The following is a 22,172-nucleotide window of genomic DNA, read 5'->3' as shown; positions in this document are numbered from 1 at the left end:
ATTGTCGCTTGGTATTCAGATTTGTGGAGAAACCCGAAGATCGTGCCAAATGGAATCCACCTTTTGGAAATTAAGCATTGGTCTGGACGAAGCCGCCATCAAACGCATTGGCCTCGAGCACGCGGGCACAGCCGTTAACGACGTTATCGAGCGCCGTGGGGCTGACGTTGACCGAAACACCGGTCTCATCGCGCAGGCGCACGTCGAGACCGCGCAGCAGCGCGCCGCCACCAGTCAGCAAAATACCGTAGTACATAAGGTCCGAGGCAAGATCGGGAGGCGTAGCGTCGAGTGCGTCCTTGACGGCCTTGGCCATCTCGTCGAGCGGCTTGTTGAGCGCGCGACGAATCTCCTCGCTCTCGATGCGCACGGTCTTGGGCAGACCGGTGATCACGTCGCGGCCGTTGACCTCGACGTCGAGCTCGTCCTTGAGCGGCACGGCGGAGCCGACCTTGATCTTGATGTCCTCTGCCGTACGCTCGCCGATGGCCAAGTTGTAGGCATCACGAACGTGCGTGAGGATGGCCTGATCGAACTCGTCGCCGGCAATACGGATGGACTGCGAGACGACGATGCCACCCATAGCGATAACGGCAACCTCGGTGGTACCGCCACCGATGTCGATGACCATGGAGCCGGTGGGTTCCTCGACGGGCAGATCGGCGCCGATAGCGGCGGCCATAGGCTCTTCGATCAGATAGGCCTGGCGAGCGCCGGCCTGGATCGTGGCCTCAAAGACGGCACGCTTCTCGACCGACGTGACGCCGGAGGGAACGCAGACGACAACGCGCGGACGCGGGGTCCACGGATAGCGCTTCTCGGAAGCCTTGTCGATAAAGTAGCGAAGCATGGCTTCGGTAACATCGAAGTCGGCGATGACGCCGTCCTTCAGGGGACGAACGGCCACGATGTTGCCGGGCGTACGGCCAAGCATGCGCTTTGCCTCGATACCGACCGCCAGGATGCGCTCGTCGTTCTTGTCGATGGCGACGACGGAGGGCTCACGAATGACGATGCCCTTGCCGCGCACGGAGACAAGCGTATTTGCGGTGCCGAGGTCGATGGCAAGATCGCCCGCATAGCTACCGAAGAACATATCCATCAAAGAAAACAACGCAACTCCTGATGTGTTGGATGATTGCTGGAAAACTACTAGCTCATCATACTAGCGCAAGCCCGGCACCTCACTTGCGGTGAAGCGCCGGGCAAAGCTAAATCCCATAAGGTCACTACTGGTTGTCAGCAGCCGAGAAATCCATATCGAGCGAGGAAACGGCCCAGCCGATATGGTTGTCGGAGCGCACGAATTTGACGGTGTACTCCTGCTCGCCGCCCTTGGACAGCGATGCCTTCACCTTAGCGGTCGTCTCGGTCATGGACTGATCCATGCCCTCGACGGACACGGTGGCGCCCTGCGGAATCGAAGAGATGATCATCGACTTGGCGTCCTCGGACAGACTCGAGGCCAGGCAAGACTCGGCCTTTGCGGTGTCACCGTCCCCGGCAGCCTGGAACAGATCGGAAACGACAGACTCCTGAGACGGGAAGCCAAAGCCGCGCGTGTAGGCAAAGCCCAGACCGCCCGCGGCGATCAAAATGAGCAGAAGCAGCACGATGAAGACTTTGAGACCCGTGTGGCGATGGCGACGACGGACCTTGGCCTGCTTACGATCCTGACGGTCCTGCTGGACCATCTCGGACTCGGACAGCGTAAAGAAGCCGGTGTCCGAGGGATCGGGCATAAACTGACCGGTCGCGCCCGTAGGATCGAGCGGATCGACGGCAGGAGCGTCCATCGCGGGCGTCGGAGCCGTGGCCATAGCCGTCTGGGCAGACATCGCGGCAAGCGAATCGTGCACGCGGGCAAGCTCATCGGCCTGCTCGGAGGTGAGCTGGTAGATGCCATCTGCAGTAGCGGCGTTAAAGGCGTCGAGTGCGTCGGAGGGACGGCCGGCGGCAGAAAGCGCCTGACCCATGCCGGCGTTGAGCGCACGCGTGTCGTCGCGGGGGCCGGCAAAGTCGATAGCCGTGCGGTAGGTCTCCACGGCATCCGCCGGACGGCCGAGCTTAATGAAGCAACGACCAAGCTCGCCCAGTGCGGCGGCAGGAGCCGGATTGGCGCCGTCGATGGCAGCCTGACGGAAGGCAGTACCCGCGTTGGCATAGTCGCCCGACTGGAACAGCGCGTTACCCAGGCCCAGATAGGCCTTGAACGGCGTGGCATAGGAAGCATCCTGCGTAGCAGCAGAGAACGCCTGGGCGGCCGTCGTGTAGTCGCCCACGGCGGCGAGTGCCTTGCCGCGGTTGGTGAGCAGCGCGCCGCGCTTGCCGTAGGTGCCGTCATTGAGGGCAGCGGCGTAGGCCTCGGCGGCCTCGGCATACATGCCCAGGTGCATCAAGGCGTTGCCACGAAGGTGATCGGCCTCGCCCATAATCTCATCGGGAGTTTTTGCCGCCCCAAGCATCTGGGCTGCAGCGGAAAAATCACCCGCGCGGTAAGCGGCGCGGCCCTGTTGGATCAGCTGGCTATTCAAGGAAGTCCCCTTTACTCGTGAACGATCTCGACATGGACGATCTCGTCGCCGGCACGCAGCTGCGAAATCACATCGAGACCCTCGACCGTGGTACCAAAGACGGTGTAACCGGAATCGAGGTTATGCTGGGCACCCAGGCAGAAGTAGAACTGCGAACCCGCGGAATCGGGGTCCATGGAGCGTGCCATGGCAAGGGCACCATCGACATGGCTGTTGCGCGGATTGGTGGCAAACTCGCCCTTGATGCAGTAGCCGGGACCACCGGTACCGGGCATGCCGTCAGGGCCCTCAAGACCGGCAGCGACGTCGGCGCCGGACATATCGCGGGTATTGGGGTCGCCGCCCTGAATGACAAAGCCGGGCACATAGCGATGGAACTTAAGGCCATCATAGAAACCCATCGTGGAAAGCTCGCAGAAGTTCGCGACATGAATGGGAGCGCCCTCACCGTCAAACTTGACCTTGATGGTACCCTTCGACGTCTCGATAACGGCGCACTCGTCGCCGGCAAGCTGATACTCGGGCGTGTAGAGCTCTTTCTTAAAACCAAACATGTGGTTCCTTCCTCGTGCGTTTAAAGCATATTTGTACGAATTGTAGCAATAAGCATGCGCTTACATCAATTGCGCACGTAGGTTATGCCGACTATGGCGAACTAATTTTAGGAACGCTGCTGCGGCTTCCAGGAGCCCACATTGGCGTCGTACTGGTTCAGCGCGCTGTTGCCGCCCTGCGCGATGGGCGCCAGGATCTCGCTTTGGTGGGAACTCATCGACTCACCATCAGGAATGGCCAGCGAGATATCCCAGCTCTGGCAGATCACGTCGACACGCTCGTACATCCACTCGGCAAGCTGCTTTAAGTGGGCGATGTCGTCCGCATAGACCGTATCGTCCTGATACTTAAGGTTGTTAAGCTCATCTTGCGTCTTTTTGATCTGGTCGCGCAGGGCGTAGGCACTCTGCGACAGCTCCTGGCGGGTGGACAGCGGCGTTCGGAGATAGCCGTTGTTAAAGGAATCGATGACCTCGCCGATCTGGTCCTCATCACCGTAGGACACGATGGTCTGATACAGACCGTCGAGTCTGGTATAGAGCTGATCATCGGTGAGCACGGTTTCTTCCTGGACCACCTCGGCAGAATCGTCCTGCTTGGTATCGTCCTCAGTCGCCTCGCCCTTTTGGCGCGTGGGGAAGGTCGTCTGCGCAGCCTGGCCAAACTGGTCGTAGAAGGCAGGCATGACACCCATGGGATCGGCCGTCACGAACCAATAGGCACCGCCGCAAACGACGGCAAGGACCGCGATGACGATGAGCGGCTTGGGGATATGACGCTTGTGCTTGTGATAGGCGTCCTCGTCGGGATGCACCTTGCGCTTGGGTTTTTGAGCATCGTCATGCAGGGAAACGGGCGTGGGAATATCGACCTTGGGGATACCGAAATCCTTATCGAAAGCCGGCAGCACGCAGGTCTCGTTAGGATCGGCGGCGTCCGAAAGAACCGCGGCAGCCGAGGCGGGCGCATGAGGCACCTCGGTATCGATCTGCTCTTGCGTTAGGCGCGGAAAGCCCGCCGTGCGGCCCGCTGCCAGGTCGGATGCGGCCGCGTCCTCGGAGAGGATACCCGGAGCAGGGCGTCCGCATTTTGGGCACGTGCGATCATGCGGAGAAAGACGGGCACCGCAGCCCTCACAGAACACGAACTCGGTGTGCTCGGGACCATCGCCCGGACCCACATAGGCGTTGCAGTAGGGGCAGAACGAGGCGCCGTCCTCGATAGTCTTAAGGCAATGCGGGCAGATCACGGCATCCTCTTTTCGAAGCAATTCAAACAATCGAGGTTAGAGCATAACATCGCCACGGCCCCACAGGAACAAGGCACCAATTCAACATCGCCAGGGCGCGTAGCTACTTCTTCTTTTTGCTTGGCATCGAGACTTTGATGCCTTGGGCGGACTTGGTCACACGAGAGCGCTTAGCTCCGGTACTCTTCTTTTTCTTGGGCTGGGCCTGGGCCACGCCCTCGAGTGCGCGGGCCTCGGCCTCGCGAGCGGTGCGATCTTCGCGGCGCTGCGCCATGTCGGCGGCGACGCGCTTGGCAAAACGTTCGGCCGTCGAGCCCGTCGAGCTCACCTTGCCGCCACCGCGACCCAGGCGGACGCGCACACCGCGGCCAAAACCAGTTGCGGCATGACGACGACGCGGCTTGAGCGAATCCATCATCGTGGCGAGCTTAAAGAACACCGAGCAGGTAAAGACCACGATAACAGCCAAGATAACCATCTGGCCCATCGACAGGTTGGCAATAGACAGCAGCTCCGGGAATCCGATAACGCCCACCAGGATGCCGGCGACTACAAACACAAAGAGCACCACACGTAAGGGCGTGAGAGGCTGCGAGATGCGCCAGATTAGGCTGACGCTCGCCGCGCACGACGTAAGCAGGCACATCGTAGACAGCGTGAGCTGGCTAAAGCCAAACACGCGCGCCACAAAGATATCGAGCGCCGCAGCCAAAATGACCGCAATCGACGCCGGCAGTGCACGCTTGAGTACGTTGCTCAAAAACGCACCCTTCACACGAGCATTGTTGGGCTCCAGGCCCAACACAAAGCCCGGCGCGCCGATGCAGAAGAAGTTAATGAGCGTCATCTGGATGGGCTCGAGGGGGTACGGCGGCAGCGCGATACACAGCGCCGCCAGGCCCATCGAGAACAGCGTCTTGGTCAGGAACAGTGAGGCCGAACGCTGCAGGTTGTTGATGGAGCGACGGCCCTCGGCCACCACGGCGGGCATCGAGGCAAAATCGTTGTCGACGAGTACGATCTCGGCCACGTTGCGCGCGGCATCGGAGCCGGCCGCCATGGCGACGGAGCAGTCGGCCTCCTTGAGCGCCAGCACGTCGTTGACGCCGTCGCCCGTCATGGCCACGGTGTGCTCGCGGCGCTTGAGCGCCTGCACGAGCTCGCGCTTCTGCTGCGGGGTCACACGACCAAAGACATGGTAGCGGTCCACTGCGGCATCGAGCTTGGCCGGCGTATCGAGCGTCGTGGCGTCCACATAAGCGTCCGCCCCCGGCACGCCCACCACGCGCGCGATCGACGACACCGTACGTGGGTCGTCGCCGCTGATCACGTTGAGGGTCACGCCCTGCTCGTTAAAGTAGCCGATGGTCTCGGCCGCCGAGGTACGAATCTCGTCGCGGATGGTCACAAATCCCACGGGCTCGGCCTCGCCCACCATATCCCCATCGGGCGTAAAGCCGTCCACGCGCGCCACCACGAGCACGCGGCAGGTATCGGCAAGCTCGGCGACACGGTTCTCGACCTGGGCAAACGCACGATCAGAGAGCACAAATTGCGCGGCGCCCATTACGTAGGAGCCCTGCGCAAAAGAAGCGCCGCTCCATTTTTTAGACGACGAGAATGGAATGACCGACAGCGGCTCGGACACCTCGACCGGGCGATCGGCGTAATAGTTGAGCAGCGCCTGGCAGGTCTCGTTGGCATCGGCCGAAGTCGCACGTGCCACGTTAGCCAGCGCAAAATCGAGCACTGTGGTATCGACGGGAACAGCCGCCTCGTCCGAGTCCACGCCAAAGCCAACACCCTCAACAGGCAGCGGATACGTGCCCTCGACCTCCATACGGCCCGACGTGATGGTGCCCGTCTTGTCCAGGCACAGCACGTCAACGCGAGCGAGCGTCTCGATGCAGTAGAGCTGCTGTGCCAGCACCTTGCGGCGGGCCAGGCGCACCGTGGCGATGGCGAGCACCGACGAGGTCAGCAGCACCAGGCCTTGCGGGATCATGCCCAGCAGGGCACCCACCGTGGACAGCAGCGCCGACGAAGGCACATGACCAGCCAACAGCTCGGAGAAGCACCACGAAAGCGCGCTATCGCCCGGGGTTCCCGCGGCATCCCACAGCTCGCTCACACTCGAGGCAAACAACGCCAAACCGAGCGGGATCATGATGATGCTCGCAAAGCGCACGATGGCGTTAAGCGCGTTCATGATCTCGGAATTGACCTTTTTGACGTATTTGGCCTCGTTATTGATCTTAGCCACGTAGTTGTCGGCGCCGACATGGATCACGCGAGCGCGCAGCAGGCCCGAGTCGATAAAACTGCCGCTCATGAGCTCGGAACCGGGCTGCTTCTTAATAAGGTCGCTCTCGCCCGTCAGCAGGCTCTCGTTCACGAGCGCTTCGCCGGAAACCACCACGGCGTCAGCGGGAATCTGGTCGCCGCGCCCCAGGCGGATGATGTCGTCGAGCACGATCTGGTCCAAGTCGAGCTCCACCTCGGCACCGTCGCGCACCGCGATGGCCTTCTTAGAGGTCAGCAGCGTGAGCTTATCGACCATCTTCTCGGACCGCATGGATTGAATGACGCCAATAGCGGTATTGAGGAACACCACAAACAGGAACGTCAGGTTCTTAAACGAACCGGTCAAAATGACCAGGAACGCCAAGATCACGTTGATCAAATTGAACAGCGTGCAGAGGTTCTCGATGATGAGCTCTTTGACCGACTTGGTCTTGAGCTCCATGTTGCGGTTGATCTTACCGGCGGCGATGCGCTCCTCGACCTCGGCGGTTGAGAGTCCGCGCTCGATATCCGTTGCTGCCATACCACGTCCCATCACGTCGCGTCGGTATAAGAAAACCGCCCGGACCATGCGAGGTTCGGACGGTCTTACGTTCGATGGTGCCCCATGTTGGATTCGAACCAACGGCCTTCTGCTCCGGAGGCAGACGCTCTAATCCCCTGAGCTAATAGGGCAACGTTTGGCATTATACCCAAGTGCACCACGGGCTATCAAAATAAAAGAAAAAGCTTTGCAATTACGTGGGAGACGCGGCGCAACGGCCCGCTTTAGAAGGCAAAAGCGAGTCAGATAGTATAAACTCTCATGCACCATATATACACGGCTCGCGATGCGGGCCGTTTTTGCAAGGATTATCCATCGAGGTGAGAGGCACACCATGATTGCAATTTTAAAGCAGAGCGCCAGCGACGAGGCCGTCGGCCATATCGTCAGCTGGATTGAGAAAAAGGGCCTGAAGACCGATGTCTCGCGCGGCGAGAACGAGACGATCATCGGCCTGGTGGGCGATACGACCAAGATCGACCCGTTCCTGCTCGAGTCCATGGATGTCGTCGAGCGTGTGCAGCGCGTCTCCGAGCCGTTCAAGCGCGCCAACCGCAAGTTCCACCCCGAGGACTCCGTCATCGACTGCGGCCACGGCGTCAAGATCGGCGGCGACCAGTTCCAGGTCATCGCCGGTCCCTGCTCCGTCGAGGGCGAGAACCTCATCCGCATCGCACGTCGCGTAAAGGCCGCCGGCGCCACGATGCTGCGCGGCGGTGCCTACAAGCCCCGCACCTCCCCCTACGCCTACCAGGGCATGGGCCCTGCCGGCCTCGACCTGCTGTGCGAGGCGTCTGCCGAGCTCGACATGCCGATCGTCACCGAGATCATGGACCCACGCGACGTGCAGGTCTTCCTGGACAAGAAGATCGACGTCATGCAGATCGGCGCCCGCAACGCCCAGAACTTCCCTCTGCTCAAAGAGGTCGGCAAGACCAAGACTCCGGTCTTGCTTAAGCGCGGCATGTCCGGCACGATCGATGAGCTGCTCATGGCCGCCGAGTACATCATGAGCGAGGGCAACGACAACGTCATCCTGTGCGAGCGCGGCATCCGCACCTTCGAGACCCGCACCCGCAATACCTTCGACCTCAACGCCGTGCCGGTGCTGCACCACCTGTCGCACCTGCCCGTCGTCGCCGACCCCAGCCACGCCACCGGCTACACCCGCTACGTTGAGCCCATGGCGCTCGCCGCGACCGCCTGTGGTGCCAACGGCCTGGAGATCGAGGTCCACGACGAGCCGAGCCGCGCCTGGTCCGACGGCGCCCAGGCCCTCACCCCCGATCAGTTCGACGACACCATGCGCCGCATCCGAGCCATCCGCGAGGTTGTCTGCCAAGAGACCATGGAGTAGCCCATGGGTACGGCGAGAAACGCGCGCGTTAACCAGGGCGGCCCCAAGTGTGCCGGCATCGTCGGCCTTGGCCTCATCGGCGGCAGTTTTGCCCGCGGCTATGCGCAGGCGGGCGTCCGAGTGCTGGCCTGGGACCCCGATGACGATGTCATGACGGCTGCCAGCATGGGCACTGTCGCCGGAGAGCTCAACGACAAGACACTCGGCGAATGCGACATCATCGTCCTTGCCTGCTATCCCGAGGCATGCATCGAGTGGCTCGAGGCGCACGCCCAGGCGCTCGCCGACGCCACCGACACCGAGGCCATCATGGGCCCCGTGGTGATCGACACGGTGGGCGTCAAGGGCATCGTGTGCGAGCGCGCCTTTGAGCTTGCCCGCGAGCACGGCTTTTACTTTGTGGGCGCGCACCCCATGGCGGGCATGCAGTACTCGGGCTATGCGCACTCCCGCGCCGACCTGTTCCAGGACGCACCGCTCGTGCTCGTTCCGCCCGCGGTAGACGATGCCCTTAAGCTGGAGCTCTTGGGCCAGGTGCGCGAGATGGTGCGTCCCTTAGGGTTTGGCAAGTTCAGCGTGACCAGCGCCGCCGAGCACGACCGCGTCATCGCCTTCACGAGCCAGCTTGCGCACGTGGTATCCAACGCCTACGTCAAAAGCCCCACCGCCCAGGTCCACCACGGCTTTTCGGCCGGTAGCTACCGCGATCTCACCCGCGTGGCGCACCTCAACCCGCAAATGTGGTCCGAGCTCATGATCGACGACGCCGACGCGCTCGCCTTCGAGATCGACCATCTGATCGAGTCGCTTGGCGCCTACAGCCGTGCGCTCAAGAACCGCGACCAGCGCTATCTGGAGAATCTCCTTGCCGAGGGCGACCGCATTAAGCGCGCACTCGACGACGAGGCCTCCCACTAGACCACCTATCACGCCAGGTCGAAAGGACCGAAGCTTATGGCGATTACCATCGATATCGACACCGCACGCCCCTACCAGGTGCATGTTGGCACGTTTTTGCTGGAGCAGGCGGGACCGCTCGTGCGCGCCACTGCCGGCGGCACCAAGGCCGTCATCGTGACGGACACCAACGTAGGCCCGCTCTACCAGATGCCCGTTAAGCAGAGCCTGGAGGCATCAGGCTACGAGGTGAGCATCTGCACCTTCGAGGCCGGCGAGGCCCATAAGCGCGCCGAAACCTATGTTGCCATTTTGGAGTTTGTGGCCGAGCACGAGCTTTCGCGCTCCGACGTGATCGTGGCACTCGGGGGCGGCGTCGTGGGCGATGTGGCGGGCTTTGTGGCCGCGACCTACATGCGCGGCTGCAAGTTTGTGCAGATCCCGACGAGCCTGCTCGCCATGGTGGATTCGTCGGTGGGCGGCAAGACCGCCATCGACCTGGCTGCCGGCAAGAACTTGGCCGGCGCCTTTTGGCAGCCGAGCGTGGTTATCGCCGACGTGGGGTGCCTGGCCACCCTCACGCCCGAGCAGTTCGCCGACGGCTGCGGCGAGGTCGTCAAGCACGCCGTGATCGCCGACCCGGAGCTTTTCGCCGAGCTGGAGAAGACCCCGCTCACGCTGGAGCTGCTCAACCGCGATGTGGCCCGCGTAGCACTCATCATCGCCCGCAATATCGACATCAAGCGCGCCGTGGTCGTCGCCGACGAGCGCGAAACCAACCAGCGCAAGCTCCTCAACTTTGGACACAGCGCCGGACACGCCGTCGAGGCTTGCGAGCACTTTGAGCTCGGACACGGCAACTGCGTGTCGATCGGCATGGGCATTATCACGCGCGCCGCGGCCCTGCACGGCGTTTGCGATGCTGCACTGCCCGGTCGTATTGAGGAGCTCTGCGCCCGCCATGGCCTCAAGACCCGCTGCGACCTAGATGCCGATGCCGTCTTTGCCGAGGCGCTCCACGACAAGAAGCGCGCGGGCGACACCATCGACCTGGTGATTCCGCACGGCATTGGCCGCTGCTGCATCGACCGCACGCCGCTTTCCACTTTCCACGAACTCATTGCCGAGGGCCTCGGCCAGAAGGGAGACGCATCCGCATGCTAGCCCGCATCACCCCCTCCCCGCTCAAGGGCACCGTTCCCGCGATCGCGTCCAAGTCGATGGCGCATCGCCTCATCATCTGCGCTGCGCTTGCCAACGGCGAGACGCGCGTCACCTGCAACACCACCTGCGCCGACATCGAGGCCACGGTGCGCTGCCTTACGGCCCTGGGTGCTCGCATCGAGACCGTCGAGGACGGCTTCCAGGTCCACCCCACTATGAAGAGCATTGAGTTTGGCCTGCTCAAGGCACTTGCCGGCGGAACGCTTGACTGCGGCGAAAGCGGCTCCACGCTCCGCTTTATGTTGCCCGTCGCCTGCGCGCTGGGCGCAGAAGCAACTTTTGTGGGTCAGGGACGCTTGGGCGCCCGCCCGCTGTCCCCGCTCTCGGACGAGATCATCGCCGCCGGCTGCGACCTGCAGGGTCTGGGCGGTTTTCCGCTCAAGACAAGCGGCCGCATGCGCCCGGGCACCTTTGTGCTGCCGGGCAACGTGAGCTCGCAGTATATCTCGGGCCTGCTGCTGGCGGCCCCGTTGCTCGCCCAGCCCTCATGTGTGCAGGTGACCGGCCTCATTGAGAGCCGCCCCTACATCAACCTATCGATCCAGGCCATGAAGGCCTTTGGCGTTGAGGTCAACGTCGAGCGCATTCCCGCCAAGGACGGTCAGCCCGAGGTCACGAACTTCCGCGTGAGCAGTGGCTCGTACCGCACGCCCGGCAGCGTGGCCGTCGAGGGCGACTGGTCCAACGCCGCCTTTTGGTTGTGCGCTGGCGCCATCGGCACCGACCCCATCACCGTGGAGGGCGTGTCGCTGAGCTCCGCGCAGGGCGACCGCAACGTGCTTGCCGCGCTTTCGCGCTTTGGCGCCCGCATCGTGCGCTCCACCAACGCCGCCACCGTGCAGTCCGACAAGCTCGCCGGCTTTGAGATGAGCGCCCACGACATTCCCGACCTGGTACCCGTTATCTCGGCCGTGGCCTCGCTGGCTCAGGGCCGCACGTTCATCCGTGACTGTGCGCGCCTGCGCATCAAGGAATCTGACCGTCTGGTCACCACCACCCGCGAGCTCACCGCGCTGGGCGCACAGGTGCGCATCGCCGGTGACGACCTCATCATCAAGGGTGTCGATGCCTTCACCGGCGGCGAGGTCGATTCGCACAACGACCACCGCATCGCCATGATGGCCGCCATCGCTGCGAGCCGTGCCACCGGCGAGGTCGTGATCCACGGCGCCGAGGCCGTCAACAAGTCCTATCCCGATTTCTTCGACCACTACCGCCTGTTGGGCGGCAAGGTCACACTCGAGGAGGAATAGCATGTCCTCGACCTTTGGCAACGTATTGCACTTAAGCATCTTCGGCCAATCGCACTCCCCCGCTATCGGCTGCTCGCTCGATGGCATCCCGGCGGGCATCGCTGTGGACCAGGAGAAGCTGCAGGCCTTCCTCGACCGTCGCGCCCCCGGCCGCGACGAGACCGCGACCAAACGCCGCGAGGCCGACGCCGCCCACATCATCGCCGGTGTTGTCGATGGACATACCACCGGCGCGCCCATTGCCGCGATTATCGAGAACACCAACACGCGCTCCAAGGATTACTCCGAGCTGCGCCGCAAGCCCCGTCCGGGACATGCCGATTACCCGGCGCGTGTGAAGTATCACAACATGCACGATGTCGCTGGTGGCGGGCATTTCTCCGGCCGCCTAACGGCACCCCTGTGCATCGCCGGCGGCATTGCGCTGCAGGCACTCGAGGCCCGCGGCATTCAGGTCATGGCGCACGTCGCGCAGATCGGCGGCATCTCCGACCTGCCGATGGACGATATGGTCTATCGCGAGGCCGACCGCAAGGCGATCCTTACGAACGATCTGCCGTGCATTGACGCCGCCGCAGCCGGCCGCATGCGCGAGGAGATCCTAGCCGCGCGCGACGAACTCGACAGCATCGGCGGCATCGTGGAGTGCGGCATTTACGGGCTTCCCGCGGGCATCGGCGACCCCATGTTCGACGGTATCGAGAACCGCATCGCGCAAATCGCGTTTGGCATTCCCGCCGTAAAGGGCGTGGAGTTTGGCATGGGTTTTGCCGTGGCCGCCATGCGCGGCAGCGAGAACAACGATCCGTATCGCATCGACGCCGAGACCGGAAAGATCGAGGTCGAATCCAACAACGCCGGCGGCATCCTGGGCGGTATTTCGACCGGCGCGCCCGTCATGTGGCGTATGGCCGTAAAGCCGACGCCCTCCATTGGCCGCGAGCAGCAGACCGTGGACATGGACGCCATGGAAAATGCCGGGCTCTCGGTCCACGGCCGTCACGATCCCTGTATCGTCACCCGAGCCGTCCCCGTAGCCGAAGCAGCAGCTGCCCTCGCGATTTGGGACGCCCTCCTAGAGGACGCCGGACAGCTTTAGTCCACCCACCCCAAGGGTAGTTAATTTGGGACGGGGCTATTTTAGCTACCCCCATATGCCAGTTAATATTTGCCCTGGCACCCATCGATTCGTCGACAGTCAAAGGGTAGCTAAAAAAGCCCCGTCCCAAATTAACTACCCCAGGCAACCATTCACGAAAGGGGTCCCTATGGACCTTGCTGACATCCGCCAGGCCATCGATGGCATCGACACCACGCTGCTCAACAGCTTTGTCGAGCGCATGGATATTGCCACCGAAGTCGCCAAATCCAAGATCGAGATGGGCAAGGCCGTCTTTGACCCCGCCCGCGAGCGCTCAAAACTCAACAACCTCGCCAGCCGCGCGCCCGAGCGCTACGAGGCGCAGACCATCACCCTGTTCCGCCTCCTTATGAGCATGAGCAAGGCCGAGCAGCAGCGCTACATCAACGAGCTCAAGGGCATCACCGTCTCGCAAAAGGCCCACGCCACGGCTGCAGCCTTTGACACGCCCTTCCCTCAGACGGCAACCGTCGCCTGCCAGGGCGTGGAAGGTGCCTATAGCCAGATCGCCGCGTGCAAACTCTTCGACGTGCCCGACATCGCGTTTTTCGAGACCTTCGAAGGCGTTATGCGCGCTGTGCGCGACGGCTTCTGCGAGTTTGGCGTGCTGCCCATCGAGAACTCCACCGCCGGCTCGGTCAACGCCGTCTACGACCTGCTCGCCCAGTTCGACTTCCACATCGTGCGCTCGCTTCGCCTCAAGATCGACCACAACATGCTCGTCAAGCCCGGCACCAAGCTCGCCGACGTGCGCGAGGTCTACAGCCACGGCCAAGCCATTGCCCAGTGTGCGGGCTTTATCGAGTCCCACGACCTGCACGCCACCAAGTACCCCAACACCGCCATGTCGGCCGAGATGGTCGCCAATTCCGACCGCACCGATGTTGCCGCCATCGCATCGCGCAGCTGCGCGGCACTCTATGGCCTGGAGGTGCTGGAGTCCAACATCCAGGACTCGGACAACAACTACACGCGCTTTGTCGTCATCAGCCGCGAGCCACGCGTCTATCCCGGTGCCAACCGTACCTCGCTCATGATCACCACGGCCAACGAGCCGGGCGCCCTCTATCGCGTGCTCGAGCGCTTCTACGCACTCAACATCAACCTCATCAAGCTCGAGAGCCGCCCCATCCCCGGTCGCGACTTTGAGTTTATGTTCTACTTTGACCTGGACTGTCCCTTTGGCAGCAAGGCCCTCGACGACCTGCTCGATTCGATCGACGACGTGTGTGAGAGCTTCACCTACTTTGGCAGCTACACGGAGGTGCTCTAGATGACCGATACCGCCGCAACCCGCCCCTACGGCGTACTGGGCCGCGTGCTGGGCCACAGCTACACCCCGACCATCTACAAAGAGCTCGCTGGGCTCGAGTACGTGCGATTTGAGCGCGAGCCCGAGGACCTCGCGGCCTTTATGACCGGCAACGAGTGGGAAGGCACCAACGTGACCATCCCCTACAAACGCGCCGTCATGAACTACCTGGACGAGCTGAGCCCGCTCGCCGAGCGCATGGGCAACGTCAACACCATCACGCGCCTGCCCGACGGGCGCCTGCGCGGCGACAACACCGACTACTTTGGTTTTCAGTGCCTGGTCGAGGAGCTGGGGGTTGAGGTTACCGGCAAGAAGGTCCTCGTGCTTGGCGCTACCGGTGGTGCCGGCACCACGGCAAGCATGGTGCTCGGCGACCTTGGCGCCACCGTGGTGCCCGTGGGCCGCACGAGCGAGGTCAACTACGGCAACATCGCGCAGCAGTTCGACGCCGCCCTACTCGTCAACTGCACGCCCGCCGGCATGTTCCCCCATTGCCCCGACGCGCCTTGCACGCTCGAAGGGCTCGATGCGCTCGAAGGCGTTATCGACATTGTCTACAACCCCGCCCGCACGGGACTCATGCTCGAGGCCGAGCGCCGCGGCATCCCCTGCATCGGCGGCCTGCTAATGCTCGTGGCCCAAGCGGCACAGGCCGTCGAGCGCTATACCGGCCAGGTCACCCCGCGCGAGCGCATCTTGGATGTAGCGGAGCGTTTGTCACGCCGCGAGCAGAACATCGCGCTGATCGGCATGCCGGGCTCGGGCAAGACCCGCGTGGGTGAGCAGATTGCCCTGCTCACGGGTCGCGAGCACATCGACCTGGACCGCGCCCTCGAGGAACGCCTCGGCATGCCCTGTGCCGACTTTATCGTCGAGCGCGGCGAGGCGGCCTTCCGCGAGCAGGAGACGGCGGCGCTGTCCGACATCTCCAAGCGCAGCGGCCTGGTGCTCTCCACCGGCGGCGGCGTGGTCACGCGTGACGAGAACTATCCGCTGCTGCACCAGAACAGCCAGATTGTGATGCTCAACCGCAAGCTCGACGAACTCGCCCACAAGGGCCGCCCCATCACCGCCCGCGATGGCATCGACAAGCTCGCCGAGCAGCGCATGCCGCGCTACTGCGCCTGGGCCGGCTGCATCATCGACTCGCGTGACTGCGCCGCCAACACCGCCCGCGCCGTCCTCGAGACCCTCCCACCCGCTCTCTAACCAAAACCACCACAAAGGGGACAGGCATCTTTGTGGTGGTTTTTCAACCGCAAAGGAAGCAACCATGAAAGCACTCGTCATCAACGGCCCCAACCTCAACATGCTCGGCATTCGCGAGCCGGGCATCTATGGCAACGACAACTACGACCGCTTAGTGCAGATCTGCCAGGAAGCGGGCGCCGCACAGGGCTTCGACGAGGTCGAGGTTTTCCAGTCTAACCACGAGGGCAGCATCGTCGACAAGATCCAGGAGGCCTACGGCAAGGTCGACGGCATCGTCATCAACCCGGCTGCCTATACGCACACGAGCGTGGCGATTCTGGACGCGCTCAAAGCCGTCGCCATCCCGGCTGTGGAGGTCCACATTAGCGCCGTCGAAACACGCGAGGACTTCCGCCAGGTGAGCTACGCCCGCCTGGCCTGCTTCGCCACCATCATCGGCGAGGGCCTGCAGGGCTACGCTCGCGCGCTGGAGCTGCTGAAAGAGTATCTGCTACACTAATCCATGGGACTAAATAATCAGGTTTGTTTGTCCCAAAGCTTAAGTAGCTGTCCAATTGACATACAAAGGAGCATATCCATGTCCCAGTACGATTACCTTGTCGTCGGTGCCGGCCTTTCGGGCGCCGTCTTTGCCAATGCCGCCAAGCGCGCCGGCAAGTCGGTCCTAGTCATCGATCGCCGCGATCACATCGCCGGCAACATCTATACCGAGGAAGTCGAGGGCATCCAGGTCCACCGCTACGGTGCGCATATCTTCCACACCTCCATGAAGGACGTCTGGGACTACGTCAACCGCTTCGCCGAGTTCAACAACTACGTCAACTCGCCGGTCGCCAACTTCCACGGCAACATGTACAACATGCCCTTCAACATGAACACCTTCGCCAAGATGTGGCCGGGCGTCGTCACGCCGGCGGACGCCAAGGCAAAGATCGCCGAGCAGGTTGCCGCCGAGAGCATCGGAGAGCCGGCAAACCTCGAGGAGCAGGCGCTGTCGCTCGTCGGCCGCGACATCTTCGAGACGCTCGTGAAGGGCTACACCGAGAAGCAGTGGGGCCGCGACTGCCGCGACCTGCCCGCGAGCATAATCAAGCGCCTCCCCTGCCGCTTCACCTACGATAACAACTACTTCAACGACCGCTACCAGGGCATCCCCATGGGCGGCTACACCAAGATGGTCGCCAACATGCTCGAGGGCGTCGAGGTGCGCTGCGGCGTGGAGTACAAGGAGCTCATCGCCGCCGAGCCTGATATCGCCGCCAAGACGATCTACTGCGGCCCCATCGACGCGTTCTACGACTTCAAGCTGGGCACGCTCGAGTACCGCAGCCTGCGCTTCGAGACTGAGACGCTCGACGAGGCCGACCACCAGGGCGTGGCCGTGGTCAACTACACCGAGCGCGAGATTCCCTTTACGCGTATCATCGAGCACAAGCACTTCGAGTTCGGCACGCAGGACAAGACCGTCATCACGCGCGAGTACCCGGCGGATTGGAAGCCCGGCGACGAGCCCTACTACCCCATCAACGACGCCAAGAACGAGGCCCTCTACAAGCAGTACGAGGAGCTGGCGGCGCAGGAGGGCGACGTGGTCTTCGCCGGTCGCCTGGGCGGCTACAAGTACTACGACATGGACAAGGCCATCGCCGCCGCCTTCGAGCTCGTCCGCAACGAGCTGGGCGTGGAGCCGACAGAGGCGTAGGGAGCTCAACGACTCGAGACCGACAACCAAATTCGCAAGAAGCAATAAGCCCGGTGCAGCGATGCTACACCGGACTTATTGTTGAGGGAGCACTGCACGCGCACGCGTCCTAAAAAGCAAAGACCCGGCATTATACCGGGTCTTCAAAAACTCTCTGGTGCTCCATGGCGGATTCGAACCGTCGACCTTGGGATTAGAAGTCCCCTGCTCTATCCAACTGAGCTAATGGAGCATAAAGCCGGGCGTCCAAGCGGGTACAAGTTCACACGGCCAATAAATTATAACCTACTTGAACTGGTCGTGGTACGCCTTGCAGACCTCGTCCACGGGACCATCCATGCGCAGATCACCCTTCTCGATCCACACAGCACGCTGGCAAATACGCTCAACCTGCTCCATGGAGTGAGAAACGAACAAGACCGTGACGTCGCCACTCTCAATAAAGTGCTGAATACGGCGCTCGCATTTCTGCTGGAAAAAGACATCGCCAACAGAAAGCGTCTCATCGACGATGAGAATATCGGGCTCGGTAATCGTAGCGATAGCAAAGGCGATACGCGCGACCATACCCGACGAGAAGTTCTTCAAGGGCATGTCAACGAAGTCTTTAAGCTCGGCGAACTCAATAATCTCGTCAAAACTAGCGTCGATAAACTCCTTGGTATAGCCAAGCAGCGCACCGTTCAGATAGATGTTCTCACGAGCCGTAAGCTCCGGGTCAAAGCCAGCACCAAGCTCAATCAGCGGCGCAATATTGCCGTGAACCTTAACCTCACCTTCGCTGGGCTCCAAAACGCCAGCGATGATCTTGAGCATCGTAGACTTGCCGGAACCGTTAGTACCAACAAGGCCAACGACCTCGCCACGATGCACATCAAATGAAATGTGCTTAAGCGCACGGAATTCCTCAAAGAACAGCTCATGCTTCGCGAGCTTAATAAAATACTCTTTGAGGTTCGTAAGCGACTCGGACGCCATGTTAAAGATCATGGTGACGTCTTTGACCTCAACAGCAAGGGGCTGCTTGCTGTAATCAATAGCAGATTCAGTCATGAGCAGCACTCCTTAGATGTAGAGGATAAACTTGTGCTCGGTCTTGTGAAAGACGGCGTAACCAATAGCAAGAGCAAGAATAGCCCAAACAACACACAGCCCAAAGGTAAGCGCAGAAGGCACGGTATTAAACAGGAAGATATCACGCATAAACTGGAGGTAGTTGTACATGGGATTCACAACCACAAGAACCTGGATCCAATGTGCCATTTTGCTAATGAAGTCGGTTGTCCAGAAAATCGGCGTCAGATACATCCAGGCCGTGATAACAACGGTCCACAGGTGCATAACATCGCGGAAAAAAACCGCCAGCGCAGACAGCATCATGCCCAAGCCCATGCAGAAACACATGAGCAGGAGCAAGCAAACCGGCAGCAGAATTAAATGCCAGGTGGGAAGCACGTGGAACCAAAGCATAACCAAGGCGACGGCAACCAAAGAGAAGGCGAAGTTAACGAGCGAGAACAGCACCTTCTGCACCGGAAAGACCCAACGGTGCACCTTAACCTTCTTAAGCAGAGAGGAAGCCCAAATGATGGACATAAGCGCTTGGTTCGTCGACTCGGACATGACAGAGAACGTCACGTTACCGACGATCAAGTAAAGCGGATACATTTCGGGCGTAATAGAACCATTGCGACCTTGCGCGAAGATTGTCGAAAACACGATCGACATAACAATCATCATCAGCAGCGGGTTAAGCACGGACCATGCCACACCCAGAACACTGCGACGATATTTAATCTTAAAATCTTTGGTGACAAGCTGCTTAAGAATGAACTTGTCCTTTTCAAAATCATTTTTAGCGTGAGAGGCCGGTTTAGCCACCGCTTTCTGACTCTCTACGTTGTCAGCCACGGACCATCTCCTTGTCTCGTAAAACATAACAGTGGAAAGTATAGCCCTCCCACGTTGACGATAACTCACCGCAACAAATCTGGAGAACTAACCCATATCTAATCAAAGGGGCAGACGATAGGTATACTTTCGACCCGTTGATTCATTAAAGGAGGTCCTACATGGACTATTCGAATACCGCCGTCATAATCCCCTGCTACAACGAAGCGCTGACGATTGGCAAAGTTGTCGACGATTTTCATCGAGAGTTACCCGGTGCAACCGTCTTTGTATATGACAACAACTCGTCTGATGGCACTTCGCAAATCGCCAAGCAGCACGGTGCCACGGTGCGCCACGAGCCCAGACAGGGCAAAGGCAACGTGTGCCGCCAAATGTTCCGTGATGTCGACGCCGAATGCTATCTAATGGTTGATGGAGACGACACTTACCCCGCCGAGGCGGCAAAGGCGCTTTGCGAGCCCATCCTTAACGGCGAAGCCGATATGACCGTTGGCGATCGCCTGTCAAACGGCACCTATGCCGAAGAGAACAAGAGGGCCTTCCACGGCTTTGGCAACAATCTTGTTCGCGCCATGATCAAGTGGATTTACGGCTACAGCTTTGACGACGTGATGACCGGCTACCGAGCCATGAGCAGACCCTTCGTCAAGACCTTCCCCGTTTTGAGCGAGGGCTTCCAGATTGAGACCGAGCTCTCCATCCACGCTGTCGATCACCGCTGGCGAATTAAAGACGTGCCGGTGGAGTATCGCGATCGGCCCGCAGGCTCCGAGTCCAAGCTCAACACCGTTAGCGACGGCATCAAGGTCATCGCAATGATTGGAACGCTCTTTAAAGACTATCGTCCGCTCAAGTTCTTTACCCTTATAGCGCTCATCTTCGCCATCATAGGCCTTGCCCTCGGAATTCCAATTGTTGCGGAGTACTTCCAAACCGGCTTAGTCCCCCGCTTCCCCACGGCCATACTTGCGGCCTCATTCATGTTCCTGTGTGGGTTGAGCCTAGCAACGGGACTAATCCTCGACTCGGTTGCGAAGGTCGAAAGAAAACAATGGGAGCTACAAGCCTATAAAACCTATTCAAAATAAGAAGAGGTCCGGACTTAATCCGGACCTCTTCTTATTTCAGACCTAAATACTGTTCCCAGAACTCTCGCGAAGTCATGTACGGCATGGCATCTTTCCACGCCCCCCTGACGCTCTTGCCTTCTTTACGATATCGCGTCATCAGTTCGTGCTCTCGGCGGCGAATACTCTTGAACCGCGCCCGATCCATCGTACGGACCGACCCCTTCTCGCGAGTCGGATCCAGAAAGACCAACGTCATGCAACGCGTCGAGTTGCCCTCAAGCGTACAGCTGCCGTTCTTGACCACATAGCCGGACTTTCCGCGCAACAGTGCATCGGGAAGATAGTGCTTGTCGTAAGGAATAGATCTCCAGTACTTCATTAATTTCGAAGGATGGAATTCCAGATTAACATTAGCGAGCACTTGTTCCGTAACCCCAGCCTTGCGAAGAAGCTCTGGATCCATTTCGGAAACAGGAATCAGCTTTTCGTTTAACTTACCCTTGCCGATCATCGTCGCGGCGCCATCAAGCTTCTGGAGATACTCAGGGCCGCGCAGATAGTCCTCAAAGCCGTCAAGGATAAACTCAGCAGCCTGATAATCCATATCGCGCAAGTTCTGACGTACCCCTCGCTGAATACGAAGGACAAACATCTTCTCATCAGCACAATCATCGAGAGCAATCATGGCAAAGAAGTTCCGGAAGTACTGGTAACAATCTACCGAAGCGCGGAAACGGCCCTCAAAGCTTGCATGCCACACGCAAATACAATTCATGGTCATATAGACAGGCTTATTGCGTATGCCAAACTCAACGTCGTCGCAGCGGATAAAGAAAGGCATGGGAAGGCCGTTCTTTTCGATAGCTTTCACCGGAATACAGCTATACCACCAAGCTCCATAGGCCTGATCAACTTCAACATTTGTGCGTTCATTTTCGAGGATGTCAGCCAGCTTGCCGACATTCAGATCATCTTTTACGCGACGATAAGCACCGGTAGTCGCCACATACGAGACATCCTCAAACTGACGAGTAGGGTCCTCCATTGAGAGCATGGCGCCGTTAATAAAGGCATCCTTATATTTGCCCTTAGCGAGAGAGAGGAGATTGTACGTACGAATCAAACTCTCGGGCATGATAGAGACATCGTCATCCATCAAGATGATATGGGTGAACTGATCAGGAATTTCAGTGGCCGCCATCATTCCGCGCGCAAAACCTCCCGAACCCCCCGTGTTGGGATTCGGGAGAACAGTGACTAGCTCATCGGAAAGTAATGCAGAATCGAGCGTCTGGCCATTGTCGACGACAAACATGTGGAAGTGGTCGCGAATCGGACCGTCCTCTTTGGAGATGCCTGCTTTAACGAGTTCAATATTCGGAAGAATGTACTGCTCATTCTTAAATGTAGTAGTAGAAAGAGCAAGATTGATCTGGTTAATTGAGTCCTCAGGAACATCAGTCAGATAAGAGGCGTTCAAGAGGTCTACGGAATAGCTCTCATCACTCTCAATCCTAAAACCGATCAAGTCGTAGCCGGTTGTATCGATATCGATATCGAGAACGCAAGGATCAACTTTATCGCCATCAAAAGGATAAGATTTAAGCTCGACGGGATTCAGTTCGCAAGATCTCACTCCATGAACGACAACCCGGCCCCTGCCAAATAAAGCCATATGCAAGACGACGCCGCCAACAGACGCATATTGATGCCATTTGCCAGCAGATAAGCCATTCACATACGTCAAAAAGTCAACGTTTCCATTGATATGAAGTGAATGAATGTCGTCATCATACGAAGCATCACCAGAGAGCACGCGATAGTAGAGTTCGGGAAAATCCTTTGCATGCTTTTCAACTTTAAGTACAACATTCGCAAGTTTAAACTGCATTTCAAATACC

General features: G+C 59.9%; 18 protein-coding genes and 2 tRNA genes. 10 read left to right on the top strand and 10 right to left on the bottom strand.

Translation table 11 applies throughout. The annotated features are described in order from the left end of the window. Window positions 1-70: 70 nt before the first annotated feature. The 6 genes from mreB to I4W07_RS02095 all read right to left on the bottom strand — a co-directional run bounded on the left by mreB (window position 71) and on the right by I4W07_RS02095 (window position 7,317). A complete protein-coding gene (gene mreB, locus I4W07_RS02120; protein ID WP_006236061.1) occupies window positions 71-1,102 on the bottom strand; it encodes a rod shape-determining protein in 1,032 nt (343 codons plus the stop codon). Window positions 1,103-1,229: 127 nt separating this feature from the next. Beyond that, the gene (locus I4W07_RS02115) at window positions 1,230-2,534 is read right to left on the bottom strand and encodes a tetratricopeptide repeat protein (RefSeq protein WP_230317428.1); all 1,305 of its coding nucleotides are present in this window, start codon (window positions 2,532-2,534) and stop codon (window positions 1,230-1,232) included. An 11-nt stretch (window positions 2,535-2,545) separates the two neighbouring features. Next, window positions 2,546-3,088 carry a peptidylprolyl isomerase gene (locus I4W07_RS02110; RefSeq protein WP_006236059.1) on the bottom strand — a complete coding sequence of 181 codons (543 nt, stop codon included), beginning with the start codon at window positions 3,086-3,088 and terminating at the stop codon, window positions 2,546-2,548. A gap of 107 nt (window positions 3,089-3,195) precedes the next feature. Continuing rightward, window positions 3,196-4,338, bottom strand: a complete 1,143-nt coding sequence (locus tag I4W07_RS02105; RefSeq protein WP_196025465.1) for a zinc ribbon domain-containing protein — start codon at window positions 4,336-4,338, stop codon at window positions 3,196-3,198. 103 nt (window positions 4,339-4,441) lie between these two features. Beyond that, on the bottom strand, window positions 4,442-7,165 hold the full coding sequence (locus I4W07_RS02100; RefSeq protein WP_196025464.1) for an HAD-IC family P-type ATPase: 2,724 nt from the start codon (window positions 7,163-7,165) through the stop codon (window positions 4,442-4,444). A 75-nt stretch (window positions 7,166-7,240) separates the two neighbouring features. Continuing rightward, window positions 7,241-7,317, bottom strand: a tRNA-Arg gene (locus tag I4W07_RS02095). A gap of 203 nt (window positions 7,318-7,520) precedes the next feature. Between I4W07_RS02095 and aroF the strand changes: the two genes are divergently transcribed. From aroF to glf, 9 genes are all read left to right on the top strand, one after another. Continuing rightward, complete coding sequence (gene aroF, locus I4W07_RS02090; RefSeq protein WP_195503099.1) at window positions 7,521-8,543, top strand: 3-deoxy-7-phosphoheptulonate synthase; 1,023 nt, start codon at window positions 7,521-7,523, stop codon at window positions 8,541-8,543. A gap of 3 nt (window positions 8,544-8,546) precedes the next feature. Next, window positions 8,547-9,461: a prephenate dehydrogenase gene (locus tag I4W07_RS02085; protein WP_196025463.1), complete on the top strand. Its 915-nt coding sequence runs from the start codon at window positions 8,547-8,549 to the stop codon at window positions 9,459-9,461. Between the two features lie 36 nt (window positions 9,462-9,497). Then, window positions 9,498-10,604 carry a 3-dehydroquinate synthase gene (gene aroB, locus I4W07_RS02080; protein WP_196025462.1) on the top strand — a complete coding sequence of 369 codons (1,107 nt, stop codon included), beginning with the start codon at window positions 9,498-9,500 and terminating at the stop codon, window positions 10,602-10,604. Then, window positions 10,598-11,917 carry a 3-phosphoshikimate 1-carboxyvinyltransferase gene (aroA, locus tag I4W07_RS02075; RefSeq protein ID WP_196025461.1) on the top strand — a complete coding sequence of 440 codons (1,320 nt, stop codon included), beginning with the start codon at window positions 10,598-10,600 and terminating at the stop codon, window positions 11,915-11,917. Before aroB ends, aroA begins: the two co-directional genes overlap by 7 nt. 1 nt (window position 11,918) lies before the next feature. Continuing rightward, a complete protein-coding gene (gene aroC, locus I4W07_RS02070; protein WP_196025460.1) occupies window positions 11,919-13,016 on the top strand; it encodes a chorismate synthase in 1,098 nt (365 codons plus the stop codon). 169 nt (window positions 13,017-13,185) lie between these two features. Continuing rightward, on the top strand, window positions 13,186-14,331 hold the full coding sequence (gene pheA / locus I4W07_RS02065; protein WP_196025459.1) for a prephenate dehydratase: 1,146 nt from the start codon (window positions 13,186-13,188) through the stop codon (window positions 14,329-14,331). Next, complete coding sequence (locus I4W07_RS02060) at window positions 14,332-15,582, top strand: shikimate kinase (protein WP_196025458.1); 1,251 nt, start codon at window positions 14,332-14,334, stop codon at window positions 15,580-15,582. 64 nt (window positions 15,583-15,646) lie between these two features. Continuing rightward, window positions 15,647-16,084 (top strand): type II 3-dehydroquinate dehydratase, encoded by a 438-nt coding sequence (gene aroQ / locus I4W07_RS02055; RefSeq protein ID WP_196025457.1) that lies wholly within the window; start codon window positions 15,647-15,649, stop codon window positions 16,082-16,084. A gap of 78 nt (window positions 16,085-16,162) precedes the next feature. Continuing rightward, window positions 16,163-17,287, top strand: a complete 1,125-nt coding sequence (gene glf, locus I4W07_RS02050; protein ID WP_196025456.1) for a UDP-galactopyranose mutase — start codon at window positions 16,163-16,165, stop codon at window positions 17,285-17,287. 155 nt (window positions 17,288-17,442) lie between these two features. Here glf and I4W07_RS02045 read toward each other — a convergent pair. From I4W07_RS02045 to I4W07_RS02035, 3 genes are all read right to left on the bottom strand, one after another. Next, a tRNA-Arg gene (locus I4W07_RS02045) sits at window positions 17,443-17,519 on the bottom strand. A gap of 53 nt (window positions 17,520-17,572) precedes the next feature. Beyond that, on the bottom strand, window positions 17,573-18,340 hold the full coding sequence (locus I4W07_RS02040; protein ID WP_117776189.1) for an ABC transporter ATP-binding protein: 768 nt from the start codon (window positions 18,338-18,340) through the stop codon (window positions 17,573-17,575). A gap of 12 nt (window positions 18,341-18,352) precedes the next feature. After that, window positions 18,353-19,198, bottom strand: coding sequence for an ABC transporter permease (locus I4W07_RS02035; protein ID WP_271739730.1), 846 nt, complete (start codon window positions 19,196-19,198; stop codon window positions 18,353-18,355). Window positions 19,199-19,359: 161 nt separating this feature from the next. On the opposite strand from I4W07_RS02035, the gene I4W07_RS02030 reads away from it, so the two are divergent. Continuing rightward, on the top strand, window positions 19,360-20,289 hold the full coding sequence (locus I4W07_RS02030) for a glycosyltransferase family 2 protein (RefSeq protein WP_196025455.1): 930 nt from the start codon (window positions 19,360-19,362) through the stop codon (window positions 20,287-20,289). Window positions 20,290-20,320: 31 nt separating this feature from the next. Here the strand turns inward: I4W07_RS02030 and I4W07_RS02025 are convergent, their stop codons facing one another. Next, window positions 20,321-22,162 carry a glycosyltransferase gene (locus I4W07_RS02025; RefSeq protein ID WP_196025454.1) on the bottom strand — a complete coding sequence of 614 codons (1,842 nt, stop codon included), beginning with the start codon at window positions 22,160-22,162 and terminating at the stop codon, window positions 20,321-20,323. Window positions 22,163-22,172 lie beyond the last annotated feature (10 nt).

Origin of the sequence: Collinsella aerofaciens (genome assembly GCF_015670745.1) — a bacterium.
Taxonomy (GTDB): Bacteria; Actinomycetota; Coriobacteriia; order Coriobacteriales; family Coriobacteriaceae; genus Collinsella; species Collinsella aerofaciens_T.
This window is presented reverse-complemented; position numbering and strand designations above follow the sequence as displayed.

Coding starts and splice junctions, on each gene's coding strand:
- I4W07_RS02110 (WP_006236059.1), bottom strand. CDS start 3,088: ATGTTTGGTTTTAAGAAAGAGCTCTACACGCCCGAGTATCAGCTTGCC.
- pheA (WP_196025459.1), top strand. CDS start 13,186: ATGGACCTTGCTGACATCCGCCAGGCCATCGATGGCATCGACACCACG.
- I4W07_RS02100 (WP_196025464.1), bottom strand. CDS start 7,165: ATGGCAGCAACGGATATCGAGCGCGGACTCTCAACCGCCGAGGTCGAG.
- aroB (WP_196025462.1), top strand. CDS start 9,498: ATGGCGATTACCATCGATATCGACACCGCACGCCCCTACCAGGTGCAT.
- aroC (WP_196025460.1), top strand. CDS start 11,919: ATGTCCTCGACCTTTGGCAACGTATTGCACTTAAGCATCTTCGGCCAA.
- I4W07_RS02025 (WP_196025454.1), bottom strand. CDS start 22,162: ATGCAGTTTAAACTTGCGAATGTTGTACTTAAAGTTGAAAAGCATGCA.
- aroQ (WP_196025457.1), top strand. CDS start 15,647: ATGAAAGCACTCGTCATCAACGGCCCCAACCTCAACATGCTCGGCATT.
- glf (WP_196025456.1), top strand. CDS start 16,163: ATGTCCCAGTACGATTACCTTGTCGTCGGTGCCGGCCTTTCGGGCGCC.
- mreB (WP_006236061.1), bottom strand. CDS start 1,102: ATGGATATGTTCTTCGGTAGCTATGCGGGCGATCTTGCCATCGACCTC.
- aroA (WP_196025461.1), top strand. CDS start 10,598: ATGCTAGCCCGCATCACCCCCTCCCCGCTCAAGGGCACCGTTCCCGCG.
- I4W07_RS02040 (WP_117776189.1), bottom strand. CDS start 18,340: ATGACTGAATCTGCTATTGATTACAGCAAGCAGCCCCTTGCTGTTGAG.
- I4W07_RS02085 (WP_196025463.1), top strand. CDS start 8,547: ATGGGTACGGCGAGAAACGCGCGCGTTAACCAGGGCGGCCCCAAGTGT.
- I4W07_RS02030 (WP_196025455.1), top strand. CDS start 19,360: ATGGACTATTCGAATACCGCCGTCATAATCCCCTGCTACAACGAAGCG.
- aroF (WP_195503099.1), top strand. CDS start 7,521: ATGATTGCAATTTTAAAGCAGAGCGCCAGCGACGAGGCCGTCGGCCAT.
- I4W07_RS02060 (WP_196025458.1), top strand. CDS start 14,332: ATGACCGATACCGCCGCAACCCGCCCCTACGGCGTACTGGGCCGCGTG.